The sequence below is a fragment of the Arthrobacter sp. StoSoilA2 genome (assembly GCF_019977195.1).
GTDB lineage: Bacteria > Actinomycetota > Actinomycetes > Actinomycetales > Micrococcaceae > Arthrobacter.
Genome location: NZ_AP024643.1, coordinates 742,186 through 760,810 on the forward strand (window position 1 = coordinate 742,186; position 18,625 = coordinate 760,810).

The window sequence follows — 18,625 nt, forward strand, 5'->3', positions numbered from 1 at the left end:
GATTCAGGCGCGGGCGAGATCCTTCTTGTCCTCGTCGGCATCCCGCGAGCCAAGGTCCTTCGCGGCAAACGCGCTTCCCTGCTCGGCATCCAGGTGCGTGGCCTTCTTGTTCTTCAGCGCGAAGATGTACACCAGCAGCGAGATGAAGATCGCCGCAGTTACGTAGGTGAAGAACATGTCCACCTGCCCGGATTTCTGCAGGGCGGCACCAATCAGCGGAACCGTGCCACCGAACAGCGAGTTTGCGATCGCATATCCCAGGCCGACGCCCAGGGCACGGATCGATGCCGGGAACAGCTCGGCCTTCACCAGTGCGTTGATCGAGGTGTAGCCGCCAACCATGAGCAGGCCGCCGAGCATCAGGAGAAACGCAACGAACGGATCCTTGGTTCCGGACAATGTGGAGAGCAGCGGCCAAGTGAACAGCACACCGGTGACGCCGAACCAGATCAGCAACGGTTTGCGGCCGATCTTGTCGGAAATCAGGCCATAAACCGGCTGGAGCAGCATGAAGATGAACAAAGCCCAGAAGTTGATGACGGAGGTATCGGTCTTTGCGATGCCGGACGTATCGTTCATGAACTTCAGGATGAAGTTGGTGTACGTGTAGAACGCCACCGTGCCACCGAGCGTGATGCCAATGCAGATGAGCAGCGGCTTCCAGTGCTTGGTGAACAGGAGCTTCATGGTGCCCGGCTGTGCCTCGCCTTCAACCTTGACGTGCGCGGCGCGGAGCTGATCGGCGGAAAGGGTTTCTTCCATGGACCGGCGAAGCCAGAGGACAACCAACGCAGCCACGCCACCGATCGCGAAAGGAATCCGCCAGCCCCACGCGGTCAGGTCTTCCTTGTTCATGGTGTTCTGCAGGATCACCAACACCAGCAACGCCAGCATCTGCCCGCCGATGAGCGTCACGTACTGGAAGCTGGAGAAGAAACCGCGGCGCTTGGCAGTCGCGGCCTCGGACATGTAAGTGGCGCTGGTGCCGTATTCGCCGCCCACCGAGAAACCCTGCACAACACGGATAAACACCAGCAGGATCAGCGCCCAGAGGCCAATCACGTCCTGCGTCGGGAGGATTGCGATGGCGAACGATCCGGCCGACATCATGGTGACGCTGAGGGTCAGCGCAGCCTTGCGGCCCTTCCGGTCTGCATAGCGGCCGAAGAACCAGCTGCCGATCGGACGCATGAGGAACGACGTCGAGAAGACAGCCATCGCCTCAAGACCGGCCTGCAGATCGTCCGAGGAGTTGAAGAAGTGCGACTGGAAATAAGCCGCGAAAACCGTGTAGACGTAGAGATCAAACCACTCCACGAGGTTGCCCGCGGAGCCTTTAAGAATGTTGCTCACGGCCTTGCGTGTCTGTGCGGCCTCGCTGAGGGGCGCAGCTTGTTGGGTGCTCATCAATGAACCTTCCTGGACGGCCTGCGACAGCAGCCGTGTCTTGCATGAGTTCGTTCTGTCCATGAAGCTCGTGCTCATGGCGTCCTTGCGCATGGCTCTTCGTCGACTAAGAAAGGTCCTCCATGGGTGAAGAGGACATATTCCAAACTATTGGTGATGCACGGCACAACCAACGCCGGAACGGATTTCCTAACACTTCCTTAGGTTTTCAAAAGGCCTGGACGCACGACGGCGGTACCCGGCTTGCCGCCGTCGCAGGAGCCTTGTGTGCGGCCCACCTACACAAGCCGGTTGCTCTCTCACATCGTGCGGGGTTTTGGCGGTTCTTCTCTCACATCCTGCGGGTTTTTGGCGGTTCTTCTCTCACGTCCTGCGGGTTTTTGGCGGTTCTTCTCTCACGTCCGGGCGGGTTTTGGCGGTCGTTCTCTCAGATCCTGTCCCTTGCTGCGGACAAGAATGGGCCACGGGATTACTGTTCAGGCATGGGTACTTGGACCGCACTAAGGAGCGTGTTCGGCAACCTGCCCCTTCCTCCGGGACAGGTGACCGGTTTGATTGTCGACGTGGTCCTGAAGCGACGGTTCCCCTGGCCACTGCCAGGATCTGAAGCACTTCAAAAGATTGCGGGTTCTGGCCTGCTGGTGATCGGTGGAGGGCTGAATGCCTGGGCTTTGGCTGAGCGGGCCCGCCGTTCGGCGAGTCGCTTCGAGTTGGAGCGGCCGCAGGAATTGGTGACCAGCGGGCCATACGCACTAACCCGCCATCCAATGTATGTGGGGTGGTGGCTCATCCACTTGGGTGGGGGGATCCTCGCCGGTTCATCGTGGGTGCTCATGACTTTGCCGGCTGGAATCCTCGTGGAACACAAGGGCGTGCTCCGGGAAGAAGGCGAACTGTCGGAATATTTCCGTGAGTACGCCGAATACGCGACAAAGACTCCTCGCTACCTCGGATTCCAGCGTCGCCGCCCTGTGAACCGCTGACATCATCGTGTGATGTGACCGAGCGTTCCCCGGAAAGGGGGATTAGCTGAGTGAGGATCGGTGGAAGCGGGTCAGGATGTGAGTGAGGATCGGTGGAAGCGGGTCAGGATGTGAGTGGGGATCGGTGGGGTGGGACAATAAGACCGGTGTTGGGCCGGCGGCCCCACCAACCACAGTGCTAATACAGCCGGGTGCCTGAACCAACAGCGCCCGCGCGAACCACTACGAAATGGATGACCCATGCCCTCGCCTTCCGGCTCCAGCACCTTGAGCAAGCCTGCACCCCGCTTTGCCTCGATCGGCTCCCCGTACTTTGGCATCATGCTCGCCATCATGGCCGTGGTGCTGATCCTGTCCAATATCGGCGCATCCAAGGGCGTCGTGCTTGGTCCGATCATCACTGATGGCGGATTCTTCCTGTTCCCGCTGGCCTACATCCTGGGCGACGTCATGAGCGAGGTCTACGGCTTCAAAGTGGCCCGCAAGGCCATCATTACCTCGTTCGCCCTCTCCGTCTTCGCCTCGCTCTGCTACTGGGTGATCATCGTGCTTCCCGGTTTCACGGATGAGTATGGAACCGCCAAGCAGGCCGCTATCGAAGGCGCACTGGGACCGGTCCCGCAAATCGTGCTCGCTTCACTTCTGGCCTTCCTCGCCGGCCAGACCATCAACTCCTGGATCCTGGTAAAGATGAAGGAGCGCACGGGCGAAAAGACCCTGTGGGCCCGGCTCATGGGCTCCTCCGTGGTGGGTGAATTCGTGGACACTCTGATCTTCTGCAGCATCGCGGCCTCGGTCATCGGCATCACGGACTTTGGAATGTTCGCGAACTACGTCCTGGTGGGCTTCGTCTACAAGACCGCCGTCGAGTTCCTCTTTGTCCCGATCACAGTCCTGGTAGTTGGCTACATCAAGAAGCGCGAGCCGAGCTACGGGCCAGTCGCGGCCTAGTCCCGGGCCGAGATCGCCGGAACCGTGTGAGTTCGCCGGAAGTTTCCGCACGCTCACGCAGGCTTCCGGCGATCTCGACGCTACGAGTAGTACCGCCCCAGCGTCTCGGCCTTGAACTCGAAGAACTCCCCGGACTCGATGGCCAGCCGGGCGTCGTCCACCATCTTCACCACGAAGCGCTCGTTGTGGATCGAAATGAGAGTTGCCGAAAGCATTTCCTTGGCCTTGTACAGGTGGTGGATGTACGCGCGGGAGTAGTTCTGGCAGGCGTAGCAGTCACACCCCTCCTGCAGCGGCCCGAAATCGGCCTTGTAGCGGGCACCGGACAAGTTGAAGCGCCCGGACGGCGTGTAGAACGCGGAATTTCGGGCCACACGCGTGGGGGAGACACAGTCGAACGTGTCGGCACCGTTCTCGATAGCCGTGAAGATATCGTCCGGCTCGGAAATACCCAGCAGGTGCCGGGGCTTGTTCTCGGGAAGTTCCTCGTTGCACCACCGCACGATGGTGCCCAGGTTCTCCTTTTCCAACGCACCGCCGATCCCGTACCCGTCAAATGGCATGGCGCCGAGGTCCCGGCATGCTTTGCGGCGCAGGTCCTCATACTGGGCACCCTGGATCACACCGAACAGCGCCTGGTAGGGCTTCCCCACCCGGGAAACCGTCAAACGGGCATGCTCTTCCAAGCACCGCAGCGCCCATAGCCGGGTCCGCTCCAGCGACTCCTCCTGGTACGCCCGGGAGTTCTGCAGGGTTGTCAGTTCGTCGAACGCGAACATGATGTCCGCGCCGATTTGGTGCTGGACCTGCATGGAAATTTCGGGGGAGAAGCGGTGCCGGTCGCCGTTGAGGTGCGACTTGAACCACACGCCGTCGTCATCGATATGCGCCAGCCGTTCCTTGCCGGGCGCCACCGCGTCGTCGGGCCCGGAAGTGTCCACGTTCTTCATGTCGATGACCTTCTTGAAGCCCGAACCAAGACTCATCACCTGGAACCCGCCTGAATCCGTGAACGTCGGCCCGGACCAGTTCATGAAAGCACCCAGCCCGCCCGCGGCGTCGAGGATTTCGGGGCCTGGCTGCAGGTACAAATGGTAGGCGTTGGCCAGTACAGCCTGCGCGCCGAGTGCGGCAATCGACTCGGGCAGGACGGCTTTGACTGTGGCTTTGGTCCCGACGGCGATGAACGCGGGCGTCTGTATGGTTCCGTGCGGCGTGGTGATGGTTCCGGTCCGGCCCAGGAAGGTTCCGCCGTTGGCCTCGACCAAGGCGTCCGACGGCGAACACGTTTCAGTCAGCCGCTGGCCCACTGAAAAGGAGAACCCGGATTGTTGGGATGAAAGATCCGGCAAGGCAGGGGCGGGTGTGGACGGGGGCGACGAGGGCAGGAAAGCGGAAGCTGGCACGCTACCAAGTGTGCCAGCTTTACCGCGGGTAACCTGCGGAACCCGGCCTAGGAACTGTAGTTCTCAGCCTTCCACTTGTCCCAGGAGGACCTGATGTCCGCCAAGGTGTGGGCCCCCAAATCGTAGGTGGAGGCAATCACCATGGAACCGCCGTCGGGCCTTTTCTCGGGGATCGGCAGTTGCTCTGCAACGATCAGCAAACCATCGCCATGCTCGGCGTAGCTGTGCACCGTGAGGCCAACCTGGTGACGGCTCTTGAACCACACCCGGCCGGAGATCTCCTCGCCGGTTCCAAGTGTGAGGGAGTAGTCATCGCCGACCGGGGGGAGATCGCCCAGTCCCAGCTTTTGAATGGCCGGCCCACCACTTCCCGGAAGGGACACGAAGTGGGTTCGCCGTTGACCGTGTGGGTGTCTCTCAAGAGCGAAACGGAGTTGGTGCAGGAATGTGAGCCAGCCCTGGGTGATGTCCTCGTCCCATTCCGCCCACTCGGAATCGTGGTCCAGCGCGGCGCGCGTGACCTTCACTTCCGTGCCGCCGGAAACAGGGTGGAGCTCGAACTCGTCCCCGCCATGCACAGTCAACTTGGTGTGATCGGGATTTTCCACCACATCCGGGTGAAAGTAGATCTGCTTGATTTCGTCGGCGAGGTCATCGGCCTCCCATCCGTGCCATTGAGCCACCAGGGAGGGTTCGCGCAGCATTGTCCAAACCTGCTGCGCGTCGGCATTAACCACAACGCTCAGATTGTTCGTCATGGCCCCGAATCTACCGCCGTTCCCGTCTCTAAAACAGGTCTTGAAGTTTAGAAGTGCCGGGATTAGGCGGACGAATCAGGACACAGCTGGTTCAGGCGCGCACAGCATCCAGTTCGATGCCGATGCGCCGGCCCAGTTCCTCTTCTCCCAGGGTCTCCGATCCACCGTGGGCCCGCAGGAACAGCAGCGACTCGAGGCGCAGGAACCGCCATTCACGCTCGGCTTCATGATTGCCGTTATCGATCGCGCGGAAAATTTCCTTGTCGTACAGATTCGGTTCGTTAAGCGCGCGCTGGCGGACCTTGGCGGCGATGCGTGCCTTGAAGGGGTCTGTTTCCTCCGACTCGTGCGCGCGCAGCAATTTCTCGTACACGGCAGCTCGTTCGGTTTGTCCGCCTTCACGGCAGATGAAGCTGGAGAGCGCAAGCGCGCGTTCGATCGACGCCCAGCGGTCCGGGTTGCCGTCAAAGGGCAGCACGTTCAGGAGATCCGCGACCGCAAGGGCGTTGTCCGGATCGCGCAGCACGATGCAGAGATCGAACGCCAGGTTGCTGAGGTCCCGGAGGCAGCTGCCGGACTTGGTGTTGATGCCCTTCGCCAGCCTTTCGGCGAGCACCTGAACACCGTTCTTGCCCTTGTGATTGGCGACGGCGGCCCGCACCACAGCTTCAGGCGTCCCGTCCGGCCCGGGGATCAGCGCGAGTTCTTCGGGGGCCGGAGTGGTGACGGCTGGTGGCGTTTGTGGGCGTGGGGGGACGACGACGGCGGAGCCCGCGGCTGCTTGCACCTCGTCTTCAGTGGAGGTGCTGGAGTCCGCGTCGGCTTCGGATTCAGGCGGCAGGACGACTGCGGAGCCTGGCACGGCCGAGCCATCCGAAGCTCCGGCACCCACGGGCACGCTGGAGCCGGCAGCGATACGCGCGATGCCGCCGTCGACCGTTGTCACCACCAACAGCGCGGCAACGCCGTAATCATCGTCCTGGACCTCGATACTGGCGATTTCCTCTGCGGGCCCGTCTCCGGGAAGGAACACAAAGTCTCCGGGTTGCAGGTCCCCAGCCTGCTTTTCGCGGTATTGCTGTGAGGCTGGGCTGTGAGTCATCGGAAGTCCTTTGGTTCTCTTGCGGTCCGCCGTCCAGTCTACAAACTCCGGCCGCCGCCAGAGGCGGGACCCGCTAAAGGACGCCGCCTAACTACAGGAGCCGCCGAACTACAGCGGCGAACTACAGGACGATGCCCGAGAAAGCCAGCGCCTGGCGCACGAGGTTGCCGCGGCCGCCCTCGAACTCCTGCTGTACATCGTCACTCAGGACTTCCCGTGGCGTCATCCAGGTGAGTTCCAAGGCGTCCTGGCGCGGTTCGCATTCGCCTGTGACCGGGATGATGAACACAAGCGACACGGCGTGTTGGCGGTCGTCGGTGAATCCGGTCTGCGAAGGCGCGGGGAAGTATTCGGCCACGGTGAAGGGAACGGGGCTGATGGGCAGTTGCGGGAACGCGAGGGGGCCGAGGTCCTTTTCCATGTGCCGCAGCAGGGCTGCCCGGATGGTTTCACGGTAAAGGACGCGGCCGGAGACGAGGTAGCGAACCATGTTGCCGTCGGCGTCGCCCTGCAGGAGGGAGCCGACTTCATTGACGTACCCGAGCGGATCCAGGCGGACGGGGACTGCCTCCACGTAGACCATGGGAAGGCGGCCGCGGGCTTCGAAGAGGTCTTCGTCGGAAAGCCAGCCTGGATACGGGTCGGGTGTACGTACGCTCATGGTTAAGTTCTACCGCATCCCCGGCCGAAGTTCCTTGGCAGCGAGGCCGTGGCCGCGGGGTTACGCTCTTGGCGGCATTAGCCGGCCAGGATGGACTGGAGCGGCTCCCCGGATGCTATGCGTGCAAGGATGGCAGGCTCCGCCGCGTCCGATGCGAGCGCCTTCCCCAGAATGTCGCGTGCGGCTTCGGGCGCCAGGACGATCAGACCGTTGTCGTCGCCCAGGACCAGGTCACCTGGGTTGACCTCCACGCCTCCAACCAGCACCGGGACATTGACGGCGGAGCCGGTTCCGTACAGGCGTTTAGTGGTGAGGCACGACGTCCCGCGGGCGAATACGGGCAAGCCGGTCTGCCGCAGTTCCAGGACATCGGTCGCCACACCGTCAACCACGACGGCGGCCGCACCTTGGGCGAGTGCTGCGGCTGCGGTTACGGCCCCCACGGGCGCGTGTTGGTGGTCCCCGCACATGTCCACCACGAGGACGTCCCCGGGCTGCAGTGCGAGGAGCGCACGGTTCATGGCGATGGCGTCGTGGTCTGCGATCCGGACGGTGACGGCGGGTCCGGCGATCTTCACGTTTGCCAGCAAGGACTGGATGGTCGGGGAGACGAAGCCGTCTTCGAGGAAGTGGCCGATGGTGGGGTAGCTGACGGCTGTCAGGTCTTCAAGGAGTGTTGAACTCACGTGGGATCCTCTTCTTTCCGCGGAACAACGGCCACGCACTCGATTTCCAACGACACGCCCCACAGGCCCACGCACACGGTGGTCCGTGCAGGCTTGGCGGTGCCGAAGTACTCCACGTAAACGCGGTTGTATTCCGCGAGTTGGTCCTGGTTGGTCAGGTACGTGTTGACCTTGACCACGTGCTCAAGGCTGGATCCCGCGGCTTCCAACACTCCGGCGAGGTTTTCGATAGTCTGCCGGACCTGCCCTTCGAAGGTGTCCGGCTGATCGTCCAGGCCCGTGATCGCGGGGATCTGGCCCGAAGTGAACACGAAACCGTTGGCAATGACCGCCGGGGAGAAGGGCCCGACGGCGGGCGCCTGGCCGGGGATACCGGCCAGGCGCTCGATGGTGGTGACGGTCACCGCGTTGCCGCGGCTTCCGTGGAGCGGGCTTCAGCAGGTGCTTCGTCGACGGCGTCGATGTTGCCGTACCGTGTCTCGGTCAGCAGGAAGAGGGCAACCAGGGACAATCCGGCGGCGGCCATGATGTACCAGGCGATCGAGGAGCTTTGGTGTGTCATGCCCAGGAGCCACGTGGTGACGAACGGCGTGGCGGCACTGCCCAGCAGGCCGGACAGCATGTAGGCCACGGACAGGCCCGAGTAGCGGACCTTGGATCCAAAGAGCTCGGCAAGGAACGTGGCTATCGGTCCGTAGTTGGCGCAGAACGCGGTCATCATGGCGAGGTAGGCAACGAAGAGCAGTGCCACCGACTTGGTGTCCATCAGCCAGAACATCGGGAAGGCCAGGGCGGCCTCGGCAGCGACACCGGCGAAGATGATCGGTTTGCGGCCGTACTTGTCCGAAAGCCTGCCGAAGAACGGGATGAGGAAGAGTCCCAGGATGCAGGAAGCCAGAACCACCCAGAGCATGAGGCTCTCGGAGTGACCAAGTTCCTTCTTGCCGTAGGAGACGCCGGAGGCAACCAACAGGGTGAACGTGCTGCCCGTGGAAAGGGTGGCGATGCCGCCCAGGACCACCTGCTTCCAGTACTTGGCCATCAAAGCGGCGAACGGCATCTTGGCCTTGGCGCCAGCGGTCTTGACTGCCTGGAAGGACGGGGTTTCCTCAATGTTCAGGCGGATGTAGATGCCCACTGTGACCAGGAGGACGGAGGCGAGGAACGGGATACGCCAGCCCCATGAATACAGTGCTTCGGTGCTGACCGTGGAGGCCACGATCAGGAATGCGACATTGGCGATCAACGTACCGGCGGGCACGCCAACCTGCACCAGGGAACCGTAGAAACCACGGCGGGTGGGAGGTGCATGTTCAACCGTCATGAGCACCGCCCCGCCCCATTCGCCGCCGAGGGCCAGGCCCTGGATGACGCGGAGCAGAAGAAGCAGCAACGGGGCCATGATGCCGATGCTGTTGTAGTCAGGCAGCAGCCCGATGGCGAACGTTGCCGCTCCCATGGTCAGCAGCGAAACCAGGAGCATGGATTTGCGTCCCAGTCGGTCGCCGAAGTGACCAAAGATGATGGCGCCCACCATGCGGGCAATATAGGCGGAAGCGAAGGTGCCGAAGGCCAGCATGGTGCCGACGATTGGATCGAAGCTGGGGAAGAAGATCTTGTTGAAGACGAGGGCCGACGCTGTTCCGAAGACGAAAAGGTCGTACCACTCGACGGTGGTGCCAATAACGCTGGCAAGGGCAATCTTGCGCATCTTGGTCAGGTCCAACCTGGCTGTGGATGCGGAGGAAGTATCTACCGTGGGGGCCATCTGATTCTCCGGATGGGGTGCGGGGACGAATGTCCGGTGCAAAGTAGCTACAACTATGGTGTGTGCCCGATCACACCATCAATGGCATTACTTCCATCAAAACGCGGCTGGGAATGTGAAAACACACAGCGGAGCGATGCACCAACGCTCGGCATCAACTCCCGACGGCGGCACCTCCTCACTTAGGCCCACGCCACCACCAGCCGCGCCGTCTTCGCGGGAACGGCGAGGTCGATCCCGGTCAGCTCCTGAAAGCGGTTGAGTCGGTTGAGGATGGTGTTCCGGTGGCAGAAGAGTTGCTCGGACGTTACCGTGACGTTGCCGGTGGCCAGGTAGTTCCGGACCGTTTCCAGCAGGCGCTCGCGCTCGCCGCCCCGGCACTCCGCCAGGGCCTCTTCAAGTTCGGCGGCGAGGTCCAGGCCGGCGTCCTGCAGGTTTTGCTGGGCCAACCGGGCCCACGCGGAATCGGCTGACAACGGACCGGAATCCCGGGGTCGCAGCAAAGCGGCGAGGCTCTCGGCCGTGCGGGCGGCCGCGGGAAGGGAACGAAGGCCAAGGACTTCGGGAACGTAGCCGCACGGGACATTGACGACGCCGGGAGGCAGCTGTTGCGCGTCGGTTTCGGTTCCGTGCGCCTCGCTTCGGGATTCGGGACCACGTGTCCGCCGTGCAGGCAAGGCCCAGAAAACGTAGGTGTTGCCGCCGGATTCATGGAGGAACAAGCGTTGCCGGGTGTGCTGGCCTGATCCGAATTGGGATGCCGCTGCGCGCAGCCGTGCGCCTGGATCGCCGCTCGCGGCTACCAGTGCAAAGCGTGATTCGGGGTTGATACCCAAGGCCGAAGCAACCTGCGCGGAGGTCTCCTGGGACGGCGTGCTCTGGTTGAACAGGCGGGCAATGAACTCGCGTTGAATGCTCGATTCTTCCTGGGCCATCCTGACGCGTTCGGTCAGGTAGCTCGTGTGCGTGCGGGTGGCGAATTCATCTACGACGCGCCACACCTGATCCACGCGGGTAGCCAGCAGTGCGGCGTCCTCGGTGTGCGCGATCTCCAGCAGTTCAGCCCAGAGGATGCTGAAGTCCAGGCGGACAGCTGAGGTCAGGGACTCCGGCGGGATCCCGGCCCTGGCCCGCTTGGATCCGAGGTCGGAAGCGAAGTCGAGCAGGCCATCCTGGCTGTCGATACGCCCGTTCCTGAGGCCGCTGATCAGGCGCCGGAAGGTCTCGCGTGCGGTCTCCTGGATTTCCTGGACCGTCACCTGGCTTTCGCCGTACTCCGGGATCTCACGGACCCTGGTGGTGAAGGCCTGCGCCAGAGTGTCCAGCCGGCCTTCAAGCTGGTCCACCAGCTCAGTCCAACGAACGGCATGCCCCGAGGTTTCAGAATTGTGCATTCACACATTCTAGCGGCATGATTCCGTGGTGGATTGCTAGTCTTTTTGGGAAAAACTACTGGCACTATGGAACGAGTCACACAAAAATTGCCCGGGCATCCCCAACGTCCGGTCCCGTTCGCACTCATGGAGCAACAATGGCAAGCACCGTCAGCGGAGCCACGGACGCCAGTCCCACGGCAGTACGCATCGTCGATGAAAGCGTCACCAAGAAGGTGGCCCTGGCTGCCCTCGTGGGCACTGCGCTGGAATGGTACGACTTCTTCCTTTTCACCACAGCCGCTGCTTTGGTGTTCAACGCACAGTTCTTCGTATCCCAGGATCCCTTCGTCGCTGCCATGGGCTCCTTCGCCACACTCGCCGTTGGCTTCGTGGCCCGCCCGATCGGCGGCTTCATCTTCGGCGCCCTCGGTGACAAGGTGGGCCGCAAGAAGATCCTCATGGTCACGATCGTGGGCATTGGCATTGTCACCGGGCTCATCGGCCTGCTGCCGAACTACATGACCATCGGCCTGGCCGCCCCCATCCTGCTGGTTGCCTTGCGCATCGTCCAGGGCCTCGCCGTCGGTGGCGAGTGGAGCGGGGCGGTGATTATCGCCGTCGAAAATGCGCCGGTGGAAAAGCGTGCACGCTACGCCGCGCTTCCACAGATCGGTTCCCCGATCGGTACCATCCTGTCCTCCGGTGGCTTCTTCGGCATGCTGTTCCTGGTAGGCCAGACCAACTTTGACGCCTGGGGCTGGCGCATCCCCTTCATTGCCGCCATCCCGCTTCTGGCTATCTCGTTGTGGATCCGCAGCCGCCTCAGTGAATCCCCGGAATTTGAAGCCCTCATGGAGTCCGGCGAAACGGAACATGCTCCCATCCGCGGCGTCCTGAAGAACAGCTGGCGCCAGATCCTGGTGGGCATGTGCTCGGCACTGCTCGGCATCGGCGGTTTCTACCTCATCACCAGCTTCGTGGTCTTCTACGGCACCAAGGTCCTCAAGCTGCCCTCCGAACTCCTGCTCCTGGGAACCCTGCTGGCCGCAGCCCTCGAAATCGGCGCCCTGATCTGGGCAGGCCGCCTGGGTGAAAAGTTCGGCGCCAGCAAAGTCATCCTTTGGGGCGGTGTGGCCTCTGCACTTATTGCAGTTCCTGTCTTCCTGGCGATCGACTCCCGCAACCCCCTTCTGGTGGTCCTGGGCATGATGATCGGCGTCGCCGTCCTTTCCATCCCGTACGCAGTCTCCGGCACCGCGCTGACCGCGCTGTTCGCCACGAAGGTCCGCTACACCGGCGTCGCCATCACGTCCAACACGGCGGGTGTCATCTCCGGTTTCGTGCCGCTGATCGCCACCGCGCTTGTGGCAGCCAATAACTCCTTCTGGCCGGGCGCCATCATCCTGCTTGTCGTCTCGGCATTGACCGCGCTGTCCGGCCTGTTCCTCCCACGCCTTTCCATCGAAGAAGAAGGAATGAAGCATTGAGCACAACCACGGCTGGCCATCTGATTGTTGGCCAACTCGAACGGGCAGGCGTCAAGCGCGTCTACACCGTCCCGGGCGAGAGCTTCCTGGACGTCCTTGACGGCCTGCACGGCTCGCCGATCCAGAACGTGGTGGCCCGCCAGGAAGGCGGCGCGGGATTCATGGCACTCGCCGAAGGCCGCCTGACCGGGCTTCCCGGTGTAGCGATGGTGACCCGTGGACCGGGTGCTGCAAATGCCTTCATCGCCATCCACACAGCCCATCAGGACGCCACGCCGCTGATCCTGTTCGTTGGACTGATCCCGGTTGCCGACCGCGGCCGTGAGTCCTTCCAGGAGTTCGACATCAACGCCTGGTTCGGCAGCACCGCCAAGAAAGTCGTAACGCTCGACGACGCCGCTTCCGCCGCCCGCGTGGTGGACGACGCCATCTTCACGGCCCTCAGCGGACGCCCCGGCCCGGTAGTGATCGGCCTCCCGGAGGACGTGCTGGTGCACGTCGTCCCGGACGCCACGGTGGAGCCGCGCAAGGTTGCCCGTCCCGAGCCGGTTGCCGCGGACCTGGACGAGCTGAACCAAAAGCTCAGCACCGCACGCAAGCCGCTCGTCGTCGTCGGCGGCGAAGGCTGGACTCAGGAGTCCGGGGAGCAGTTGGCCGCGTGGGCAAGCCGCAACAGCGTCCCGGTGGTGGCCGACTTCCGTGCTTACGACGCCGTCCCGCACCGGAGCGACGCCTACGCCGGCTTCCTGGGGTACGGCCGCAGCGACGCCAACGCTGAACGCCTCGACGACGCCGACCTCCTCGTCTTTGTGGGTTGCGTCCGCGGCGACGTCCTCTCCGATGGCTACAAACGCGGACTCGACGCCGAGACCGTGGTGGTCAACGCCGACGCCAACCTCCTGGGCCACTTTGGCCGGGTGGACCAGCACATCATTGCCGACGTGACGGCATTCGCCAGCGCGCTGGCCGCCACGAACACCGCCGGCGAACGTGCGGAAGGCTGGTTTGCCAGCGCCCGCGCCGACCAGCTCGCGTTCTCCACGCCGCAGCCCGACGGCGGGATCGGCGTCGATCTGGGCGTCGCCATGGAGGTCCTCAAGAAGGAAATGGACGCCGACGCCGTCCTCACCTTCGGCGCCGGGAACCACGCCCTGTGGCCCGCACGCTACCTGGACCACAACTCGGCCGATTCGCTGGCCGCACCCCGCAACGGTGCCATGGGAATGGGAATCCCCGCAGCCGTGGCAGCATCCCTTGCATACCCCGGGCGCCAGGTCATCTCCGTTGCCGGCGATGGCTGCTTCATGATGAACGGCCAGGAAATCGCCACGGCCATGGGCTACGGTGCCAAGTTCATCGTCCTGGTGGTGGACAACGGCATTTTCGCCACCATCCGCGAGCACCAGGAAGCGCACTACCCGGACCGCCCTTCGGGCACGCACATGACCAACCCGGACTTCGCCGCACTCGCCCGTTCTTACGGCGGTTACGGCGAGCGCGTGGACCGCACGGAAGACTTCGCAGCCGCATTCCGCCGGGCCGTCGATTCCGGTCTCCCGGCCCTGCTGCACCTGCCGCAGGACCCCACCACGCGTTCCCCCAAGACTTCAACAAACTGACCGGAGCCCTCACTGTGATCCAGCTTCAGAACATCATCAACGGCGAGTCTGTTGACGCCGCGGCCAGCCTGCCGTTCTTCGACCCCGCCACGGGCCAGCAGATCGGCAACGCGCCGGACAGCGACGCTGCCGCCGTCGACGCCGCCTTCCAAGCCGCTGCCGCAGCTTTCAAGAGCTACAAGCGCACGACGCCGGGTACGCGGCAGTCGCTGCTGTTGCAGTTGGCCGACCTCATCGAGGCGAATGTTGACCGGCTCCTCGAGGCCGAGGTTGCCTGCACCGGCAAACCTTCCGCCCTTACCAAGGAGCTCGAAATCCTGCGCGGCGCCGACCAGTTGCGCTTCTTCGCCGGAGCGTGCCGGGTGGTTTCCGGAACTGCCCAGACGGAGTACGTGGAAGGTTTCTCTTCGACGATCCGCCGCGAGCCCATTGGCGTGGTCGCGCAGATCACGCCGTGGAATTACCCGTTCATGATGGCCATCTGGAAGATTGGTCCGGCTCTTGCCGCGGGCAACACCCTGGTCCTTAAGCCTGCAGACACGACTCCTTGGTCCACTGTGATTCTGGGCGAACTGGCGCAGCAGGTCTACCCGGCCGGCGTTGTGAACGTCGTCTGTGGCGGGCGTGAAGCCGGCGCTGCGATGGTGGAGCACGACATCCCGGAGATGGTCTCCATCACCGGTTCCACCCGTGCCGGTGCGCAGGTCATGTCCGCTGCGGCCAAGACGCTCAAGGACGTCCATCTGGAGCTTGGCGGCAAGGCACCCGCAGTGGTGTTTGCCGACGTCGATATCCAGCGCACCGCCGGCGAGATCGCCTTGGCTGCTTTCTTCAATGCCGGGCAGGACTGCACCGCCGTGACTCGGGTGCTGGTCCACCAGGACATCCACACGGAGTTCGCGGCAGCACTGGCCGACGCTGCTTCGGCGCTGAAGGTGGGCGGTTCCGATGCGGATCTCGGCCCGCTCAACAGTGCCGCACAGCTGGAGCGTGTGGAGGGCTTCATGTCCCGCCTCCCGGCCAACGCCAGGGTCCTTTCCGGCGGCAAGCGCACCGGAACCGGCTTCCATTTTGAACCCACGGTCATCGACGGTGTGTTCCAGACTGACGAAGTGGTGTGCGACGAGATCTTCGGCCCCGTGTTGACGGTCCAGCCGTTCGCCACGGAGGAAGAAGCAATCGAACTCGCCAACGGCACCAAGTACGCCCTCGCGTCCAGCGTCTGGTCCGAGAACCATGGCGTGGTGACCCGTGTTTCCAACGAGCTTGATTTCGGTGCTGTGTGGATCAACTGCCATCAGGTGATTCCGGCCGAGGCCCCGCACGGTGGCTTCAAGCACTCGGGCACCGGCAAGGATCTGTCCGTGTACGGCCTTGAGGACTACACGCGCATCAAGTCCGTCACCACGTCCCACCGCTAGACACATCATGAAACTTGATCTCCTGCTGCGGAACGCAGACATCATCACGATGGATCCGGCCCGTCCTATAGCCAGTTCGCTGGGCATCTGGCAGGGACGCATCGTGGGCCTCGACGAGGACCTGGACGGGTTGGATGCCCGCGAGGTTTTGGACCTTGGCGGCGCCACCGTCACTCCCGGCTTCATCGATGCCCATTGCCACACGACGTGGTTCGGGCTGGGGCTCGCGGAACTGGACGTGTCCGGTGCCCGTGGTTTGGACGAGCTGTATGAGCTTCTCCGCGGTGCTGTGACCAGCGACGGGGCCGAAGATGAGTCCTGGCTTTTCGCCACCGGCTTCAGCCAGACCCAGCACGGCGGTTCCTTCCCGGACATCGCCGAGCTGGACCGCATCACGGGGGAGCGGCCGCTGTTCATGCGGCACAACTCCGGGCACATGGCCGTGGTCAACACTGCCGCGCTGCGGCTGGCAGGTGCCGAGTCGCCGTCGTTCCCCGATCCCGACGGCGGAGCGATAGTCCGCGACGCCGCGGGACGTCCCACCGGACTCGTCCAGGAGACGGCACAGGAACTGATCCAGCAGCTGATCCTGCCGTATTCGTTGGACGACATCGAGGACGCTCTTGAACGGGCCACCCTGTACTACGCTTCCGAGGGCATCACGAGTTTCACCGAAGCCGGGGTGGGCGGGGGCTGGATCGGGCACAGCCCGGCCGAGCTCGCCGCCTACCAGCGCGCTGCCGCCAACGGCCGGTTGCACGCCCGTGCACAGGTGATGCCGGTGTTGGATGTGCTGCACGGATTGGACGGGCATTCCTCGGACAGCCCTGGAGTTGCACCTGCGGGGCTGGACCTCGGGATCACCAGCGGATTCGGGAACGAGTACCTGTCACTTGGCCCCGCGAAGGTCTTCCTGGATGGATCGCTTTTGGGCGAAACCGCTGCCGTGAGCCATGAGTTCTGCAGCCACGGACACCGGGACAACACCGGCAACGTTGGCTACTTCCAGGCCGATCCCGCCCAGCTGCGCGAACGCATCGAGGCCGCCTACGCCGCGGGCTGGTCCATCGCGGCCCACGCCATCGGTGACCGGGCGATCGACCTCGCCGTGGACATCATCACGGATTGCCAGGCCATGTATGGGCCGCGTCGCCTGCCCAACAGGATCGAGCACGCCTCCATGACGCGTCCTGAGCAGTTGGCCAGGCTCGCGGACGCCGGAATCGCCGTGACGCCGCAGGCAAGTTTCTTCCGCGATGGCGGGGACGGGATGACCGCTTCCCTCGGACCGGACCGCTTGCCGTGGGCGTACCGTGCGGCCAGTTTCCTGGAAGCCGGCGTGACGCTTGCGGGAAGCTCGGACCGGCCGGTCGCCGACGGAAACGTTCTCCGCGGAATGCAGGCGTTCATCGACCGCCGGACCGAATCGGGGGCCGTTTTTGGAAACCTCGCGGAACGCCTCACCCCGCAGCAGGCACTGGCCGCCTACACCAGCGGCGCCGCGGCAGCCACTGGGACGCTTGCCGGAAAAGGGACCCTTGAGCCGGGCAAACTTGCCGACTTCGTTGTCCTATCCGCCTCGCCCTTGGACGCACCCAACATCAGCGAACTGCAGGTCCTGGCCACCGCCGTCGGAGGCCGCTTTACGTACGAATCAACCGACTTCCACGCCGAACTTTCCCCTGAAAGTTCCTTCGCGGCCCACCGTTAATAGGGGAGACCATGACAACCACCACACGTTTCACCGCCCAGGACACCGCCTTCGTGCAGGACTTCCGGACTATGAGCGCGTTCGGCGCCACGGAGAACGGCGGCGTGGACCGCCAAGCCGCGACCATTCCCGACGGCGAACAGCGGCGCTGGCTGGCAGGACTCCTGGAAGACCGCGGCTTCACAGTCAAGTTCGACCATGCCGGCAACCAGTGGGGCCTCTACGAGGCTGTACCCGGTGCGCCCTTCGTGGTGGTCGGTTCGCACATGGATTCACAGCCGACGGCGGGACGTTACGACGGCGCGTACGGCGTCCTCGCGGCTGCCCACGCCGCGTTCCGCTTGGCTGCGCGCTGGGAAGCCGGCGCCGCAGCGCCCAGGTTCAATCTCGCCGTCGTCAACTGGTTCAACGAGGAAGGCAGCCGCTTCAAGCCCTCCATGATGGGCTCGTCCGTCTACACGGGGAAGCTGGAACTGGAAGACGCGCTCAACACCAAGGACGCTGCCGGGATTACGGTGCGCGACGCCCTGGACGCTATCGGTTGCCGCGGAACCTTTGAAGGGCCGGAGGCTGCTTTCTGCGCCGAGATCCACATCGAGCAGGGCCGCAGCATGGAGCGCGAAGGCATCACAATCGGCCTTGTCAGTTCAAACTGGGCAGCGAACAAGTACGAGTTCGTGGTCCATGGCGAGCAGGCGCATACCGGTTCCACCGTGATTGCGGATCGCAAGGATGCCCTCCTGGGTGCTTCCATGCTGGTGGTCGCCGCGCGCGAACTCGCGGATCGTTTTCCCGGTGTACTCCACACGTCCGTGGGCCAGCTCAACGTCTACCCGAACTCGCCCGTAGTGGTGCCTTCCCGCGTGAACCTGCTCCTGGACCTGCGCAGCGCCGACGAAGCCGTCCTTGCCGAGGCCGACGCCCTTCTGCATGCCCGCATCACGGAAATCGAACGGCTAGCCAACGTCTCGGTGGAGAAGCACCACTCGCACTCCTGGGCCGTGACTCCGTACCAGCCCGAAGGAGTGGAGCTGGCCGCCAAAGTCGCCGCCGACCTGGGGCTGTCCAACAAAGAAGTCATGACCCTGGCCGGACACGACTCCACCAACATGAAGGACCTCGTCCCCACCGTGATGCTGTTCGTGCCCAGCGTGGACGGCATCTCCCACAACGAGCACGAATACACCACGGACGAAGACATCGTGGCCGGGCTCACCATGCTCACCGAGGTTGTCAGCCGGCTCTGTGATGGGGCATTGGCGGACTAAATTCCTGCCCCCCGCACGGAA

The 18,625-nt window shown here is 63.5% G+C and carries 16 protein-coding genes; 7 read left to right on the plus strand and 9 right to left on the minus strand.

All coding sequences use genetic code 11. From position 1 onward, the window contains the following. Window positions 1-3 precede the first annotated feature (3 nt). On the minus strand, window positions 4-1,407 hold the full coding sequence (locus tag LDN82_RS03570) for an MFS transporter (RefSeq protein ID WP_224166402.1): 1,404 nt from the start codon (window positions 1,405-1,407) through the stop codon (window positions 4-6). Between the two features lie 482 nt (window positions 1,408-1,889). Between LDN82_RS03570 and LDN82_RS03575 the strand changes: the two genes are divergently transcribed. Next, window positions 1,890-2,390, plus strand: coding sequence for an isoprenylcysteine carboxylmethyltransferase family protein (locus LDN82_RS03575; protein WP_224166403.1), 501 nt, complete (start codon window positions 1,890-1,892; stop codon window positions 2,388-2,390). 240 nt (window positions 2,391-2,630) lie between these two features. After that, complete coding sequence (locus LDN82_RS03580) at window positions 2,631-3,341, plus strand: queuosine precursor transporter (protein WP_224166404.1); 711 nt, start codon at window positions 2,631-2,633, stop codon at window positions 3,339-3,341. 80 nt (window positions 3,342-3,421) lie between these two features. Here LDN82_RS03580 and tgt read toward each other — a convergent pair whose 3' ends face one another. The 8 genes from tgt to LDN82_RS03620 form a co-directional block, all read right to left on the minus strand. Beyond that, the gene (gene tgt / locus LDN82_RS03585) at window positions 3,422-4,747 is read right to left on the minus strand and encodes a tRNA guanosine(34) transglycosylase Tgt (RefSeq protein ID WP_224166405.1); all 1,326 of its coding nucleotides are present in this window, start codon (window positions 4,745-4,747) and stop codon (window positions 3,422-3,424) included. Between the two features lie 47 nt (window positions 4,748-4,794). Beyond that, entirely contained in the window at window positions 4,795-5,505 is a 711-nt protein-coding gene (locus tag LDN82_RS03590) for an SRPBCC domain-containing protein (protein WP_224094272.1), read from the minus strand. A 91-nt stretch (window positions 5,506-5,596) separates the two neighbouring features. Next, window positions 5,597-6,607, minus strand: coding sequence for a DUF6707 family protein (locus LDN82_RS03595; protein ID WP_224166406.1), 1,011 nt, complete (start codon window positions 6,605-6,607; stop codon window positions 5,597-5,599). Window positions 6,608-6,728: 121 nt separating this feature from the next. Next, window positions 6,729-7,268 carry an NUDIX hydrolase family protein gene (locus LDN82_RS03600; RefSeq protein WP_224094275.1) on the minus strand — a complete coding sequence of 180 codons (540 nt, stop codon included), beginning with the start codon at window positions 7,266-7,268 and terminating at the stop codon, window positions 6,729-6,731. Between the two features lie 77 nt (window positions 7,269-7,345). Continuing rightward, the gene (locus LDN82_RS03605; protein ID WP_224166407.1) at window positions 7,346-7,954 is read right to left on the minus strand and encodes an RraA family protein; all 609 of its coding nucleotides are present in this window, start codon (window positions 7,952-7,954) and stop codon (window positions 7,346-7,348) included. Then, window positions 7,951-8,358: a RidA family protein gene (locus LDN82_RS03610; RefSeq protein ID WP_224166408.1), complete on the minus strand. Its 408-nt coding sequence runs from the start codon at window positions 8,356-8,358 to the stop codon at window positions 7,951-7,953. The genes LDN82_RS03605 and LDN82_RS03610 overlap by 4 nt, the downstream gene beginning before the upstream one ends. Continuing rightward, window positions 8,355-9,722, minus strand: coding sequence for an MFS transporter (locus LDN82_RS03615; RefSeq protein WP_224166409.1), 1,368 nt, complete (start codon window positions 9,720-9,722; stop codon window positions 8,355-8,357). Before LDN82_RS03615 ends, LDN82_RS03610 begins: the two co-directional genes overlap by 4 nt. Window positions 9,723-9,904: 182 nt before the next feature. Further along, on the minus strand, window positions 9,905-11,116 hold the full coding sequence (locus LDN82_RS03620) for a helix-turn-helix domain-containing protein (RefSeq protein ID WP_224166410.1): 1,212 nt from the start codon (window positions 11,114-11,116) through the stop codon (window positions 9,905-9,907). 137 nt (window positions 11,117-11,253) lie between these two features. On the opposite strand from LDN82_RS03620, the gene LDN82_RS03625 reads away from it, so the two are divergent. Genes LDN82_RS03625 through LDN82_RS03645 form a run of 5 tightly spaced genes read left to right on the plus strand, consistent with a single transcriptional unit; the run spans window position 11,254 to window position 18,604 of the window. Beyond that, the gene (locus LDN82_RS03625) at window positions 11,254-12,585 is read left to right on the plus strand and encodes an MFS transporter (protein ID WP_224166411.1); all 1,332 of its coding nucleotides are present in this window, start codon (window positions 11,254-11,256) and stop codon (window positions 12,583-12,585) included. Continuing rightward, window positions 12,582-14,204, plus strand: coding sequence for a thiamine pyrophosphate-dependent enzyme (locus tag LDN82_RS03630; protein WP_224166412.1), 1,623 nt, complete (start codon window positions 12,582-12,584; stop codon window positions 14,202-14,204). Before LDN82_RS03625 ends, LDN82_RS03630 begins: the two co-directional genes overlap by 4 nt. A gap of 14 nt (window positions 14,205-14,218) precedes the next feature. Further along, on the plus strand, window positions 14,219-15,625 hold the full coding sequence (locus tag LDN82_RS03635) for a gamma-aminobutyraldehyde dehydrogenase (RefSeq protein WP_224166413.1): 1,407 nt from the start codon (window positions 14,219-14,221) through the stop codon (window positions 15,623-15,625). Between the two features lie 7 nt (window positions 15,626-15,632). After that, window positions 15,633-17,336 (plus strand): amidohydrolase, encoded by a 1,704-nt coding sequence (locus LDN82_RS03640; protein ID WP_224166414.1) that lies wholly within the window; start codon window positions 15,633-15,635, stop codon window positions 17,334-17,336. An 11-nt stretch (window positions 17,337-17,347) separates the two neighbouring features. Beyond that, window positions 17,348-18,604 carry a M20 family metallo-hydrolase gene (locus tag LDN82_RS03645; protein ID WP_224166415.1) on the plus strand — a complete coding sequence of 419 codons (1,257 nt, stop codon included), beginning with the start codon at window positions 17,348-17,350 and terminating at the stop codon, window positions 18,602-18,604. The last annotated feature ends 21 nt before the right edge of the window (window positions 18,605-18,625 follow it).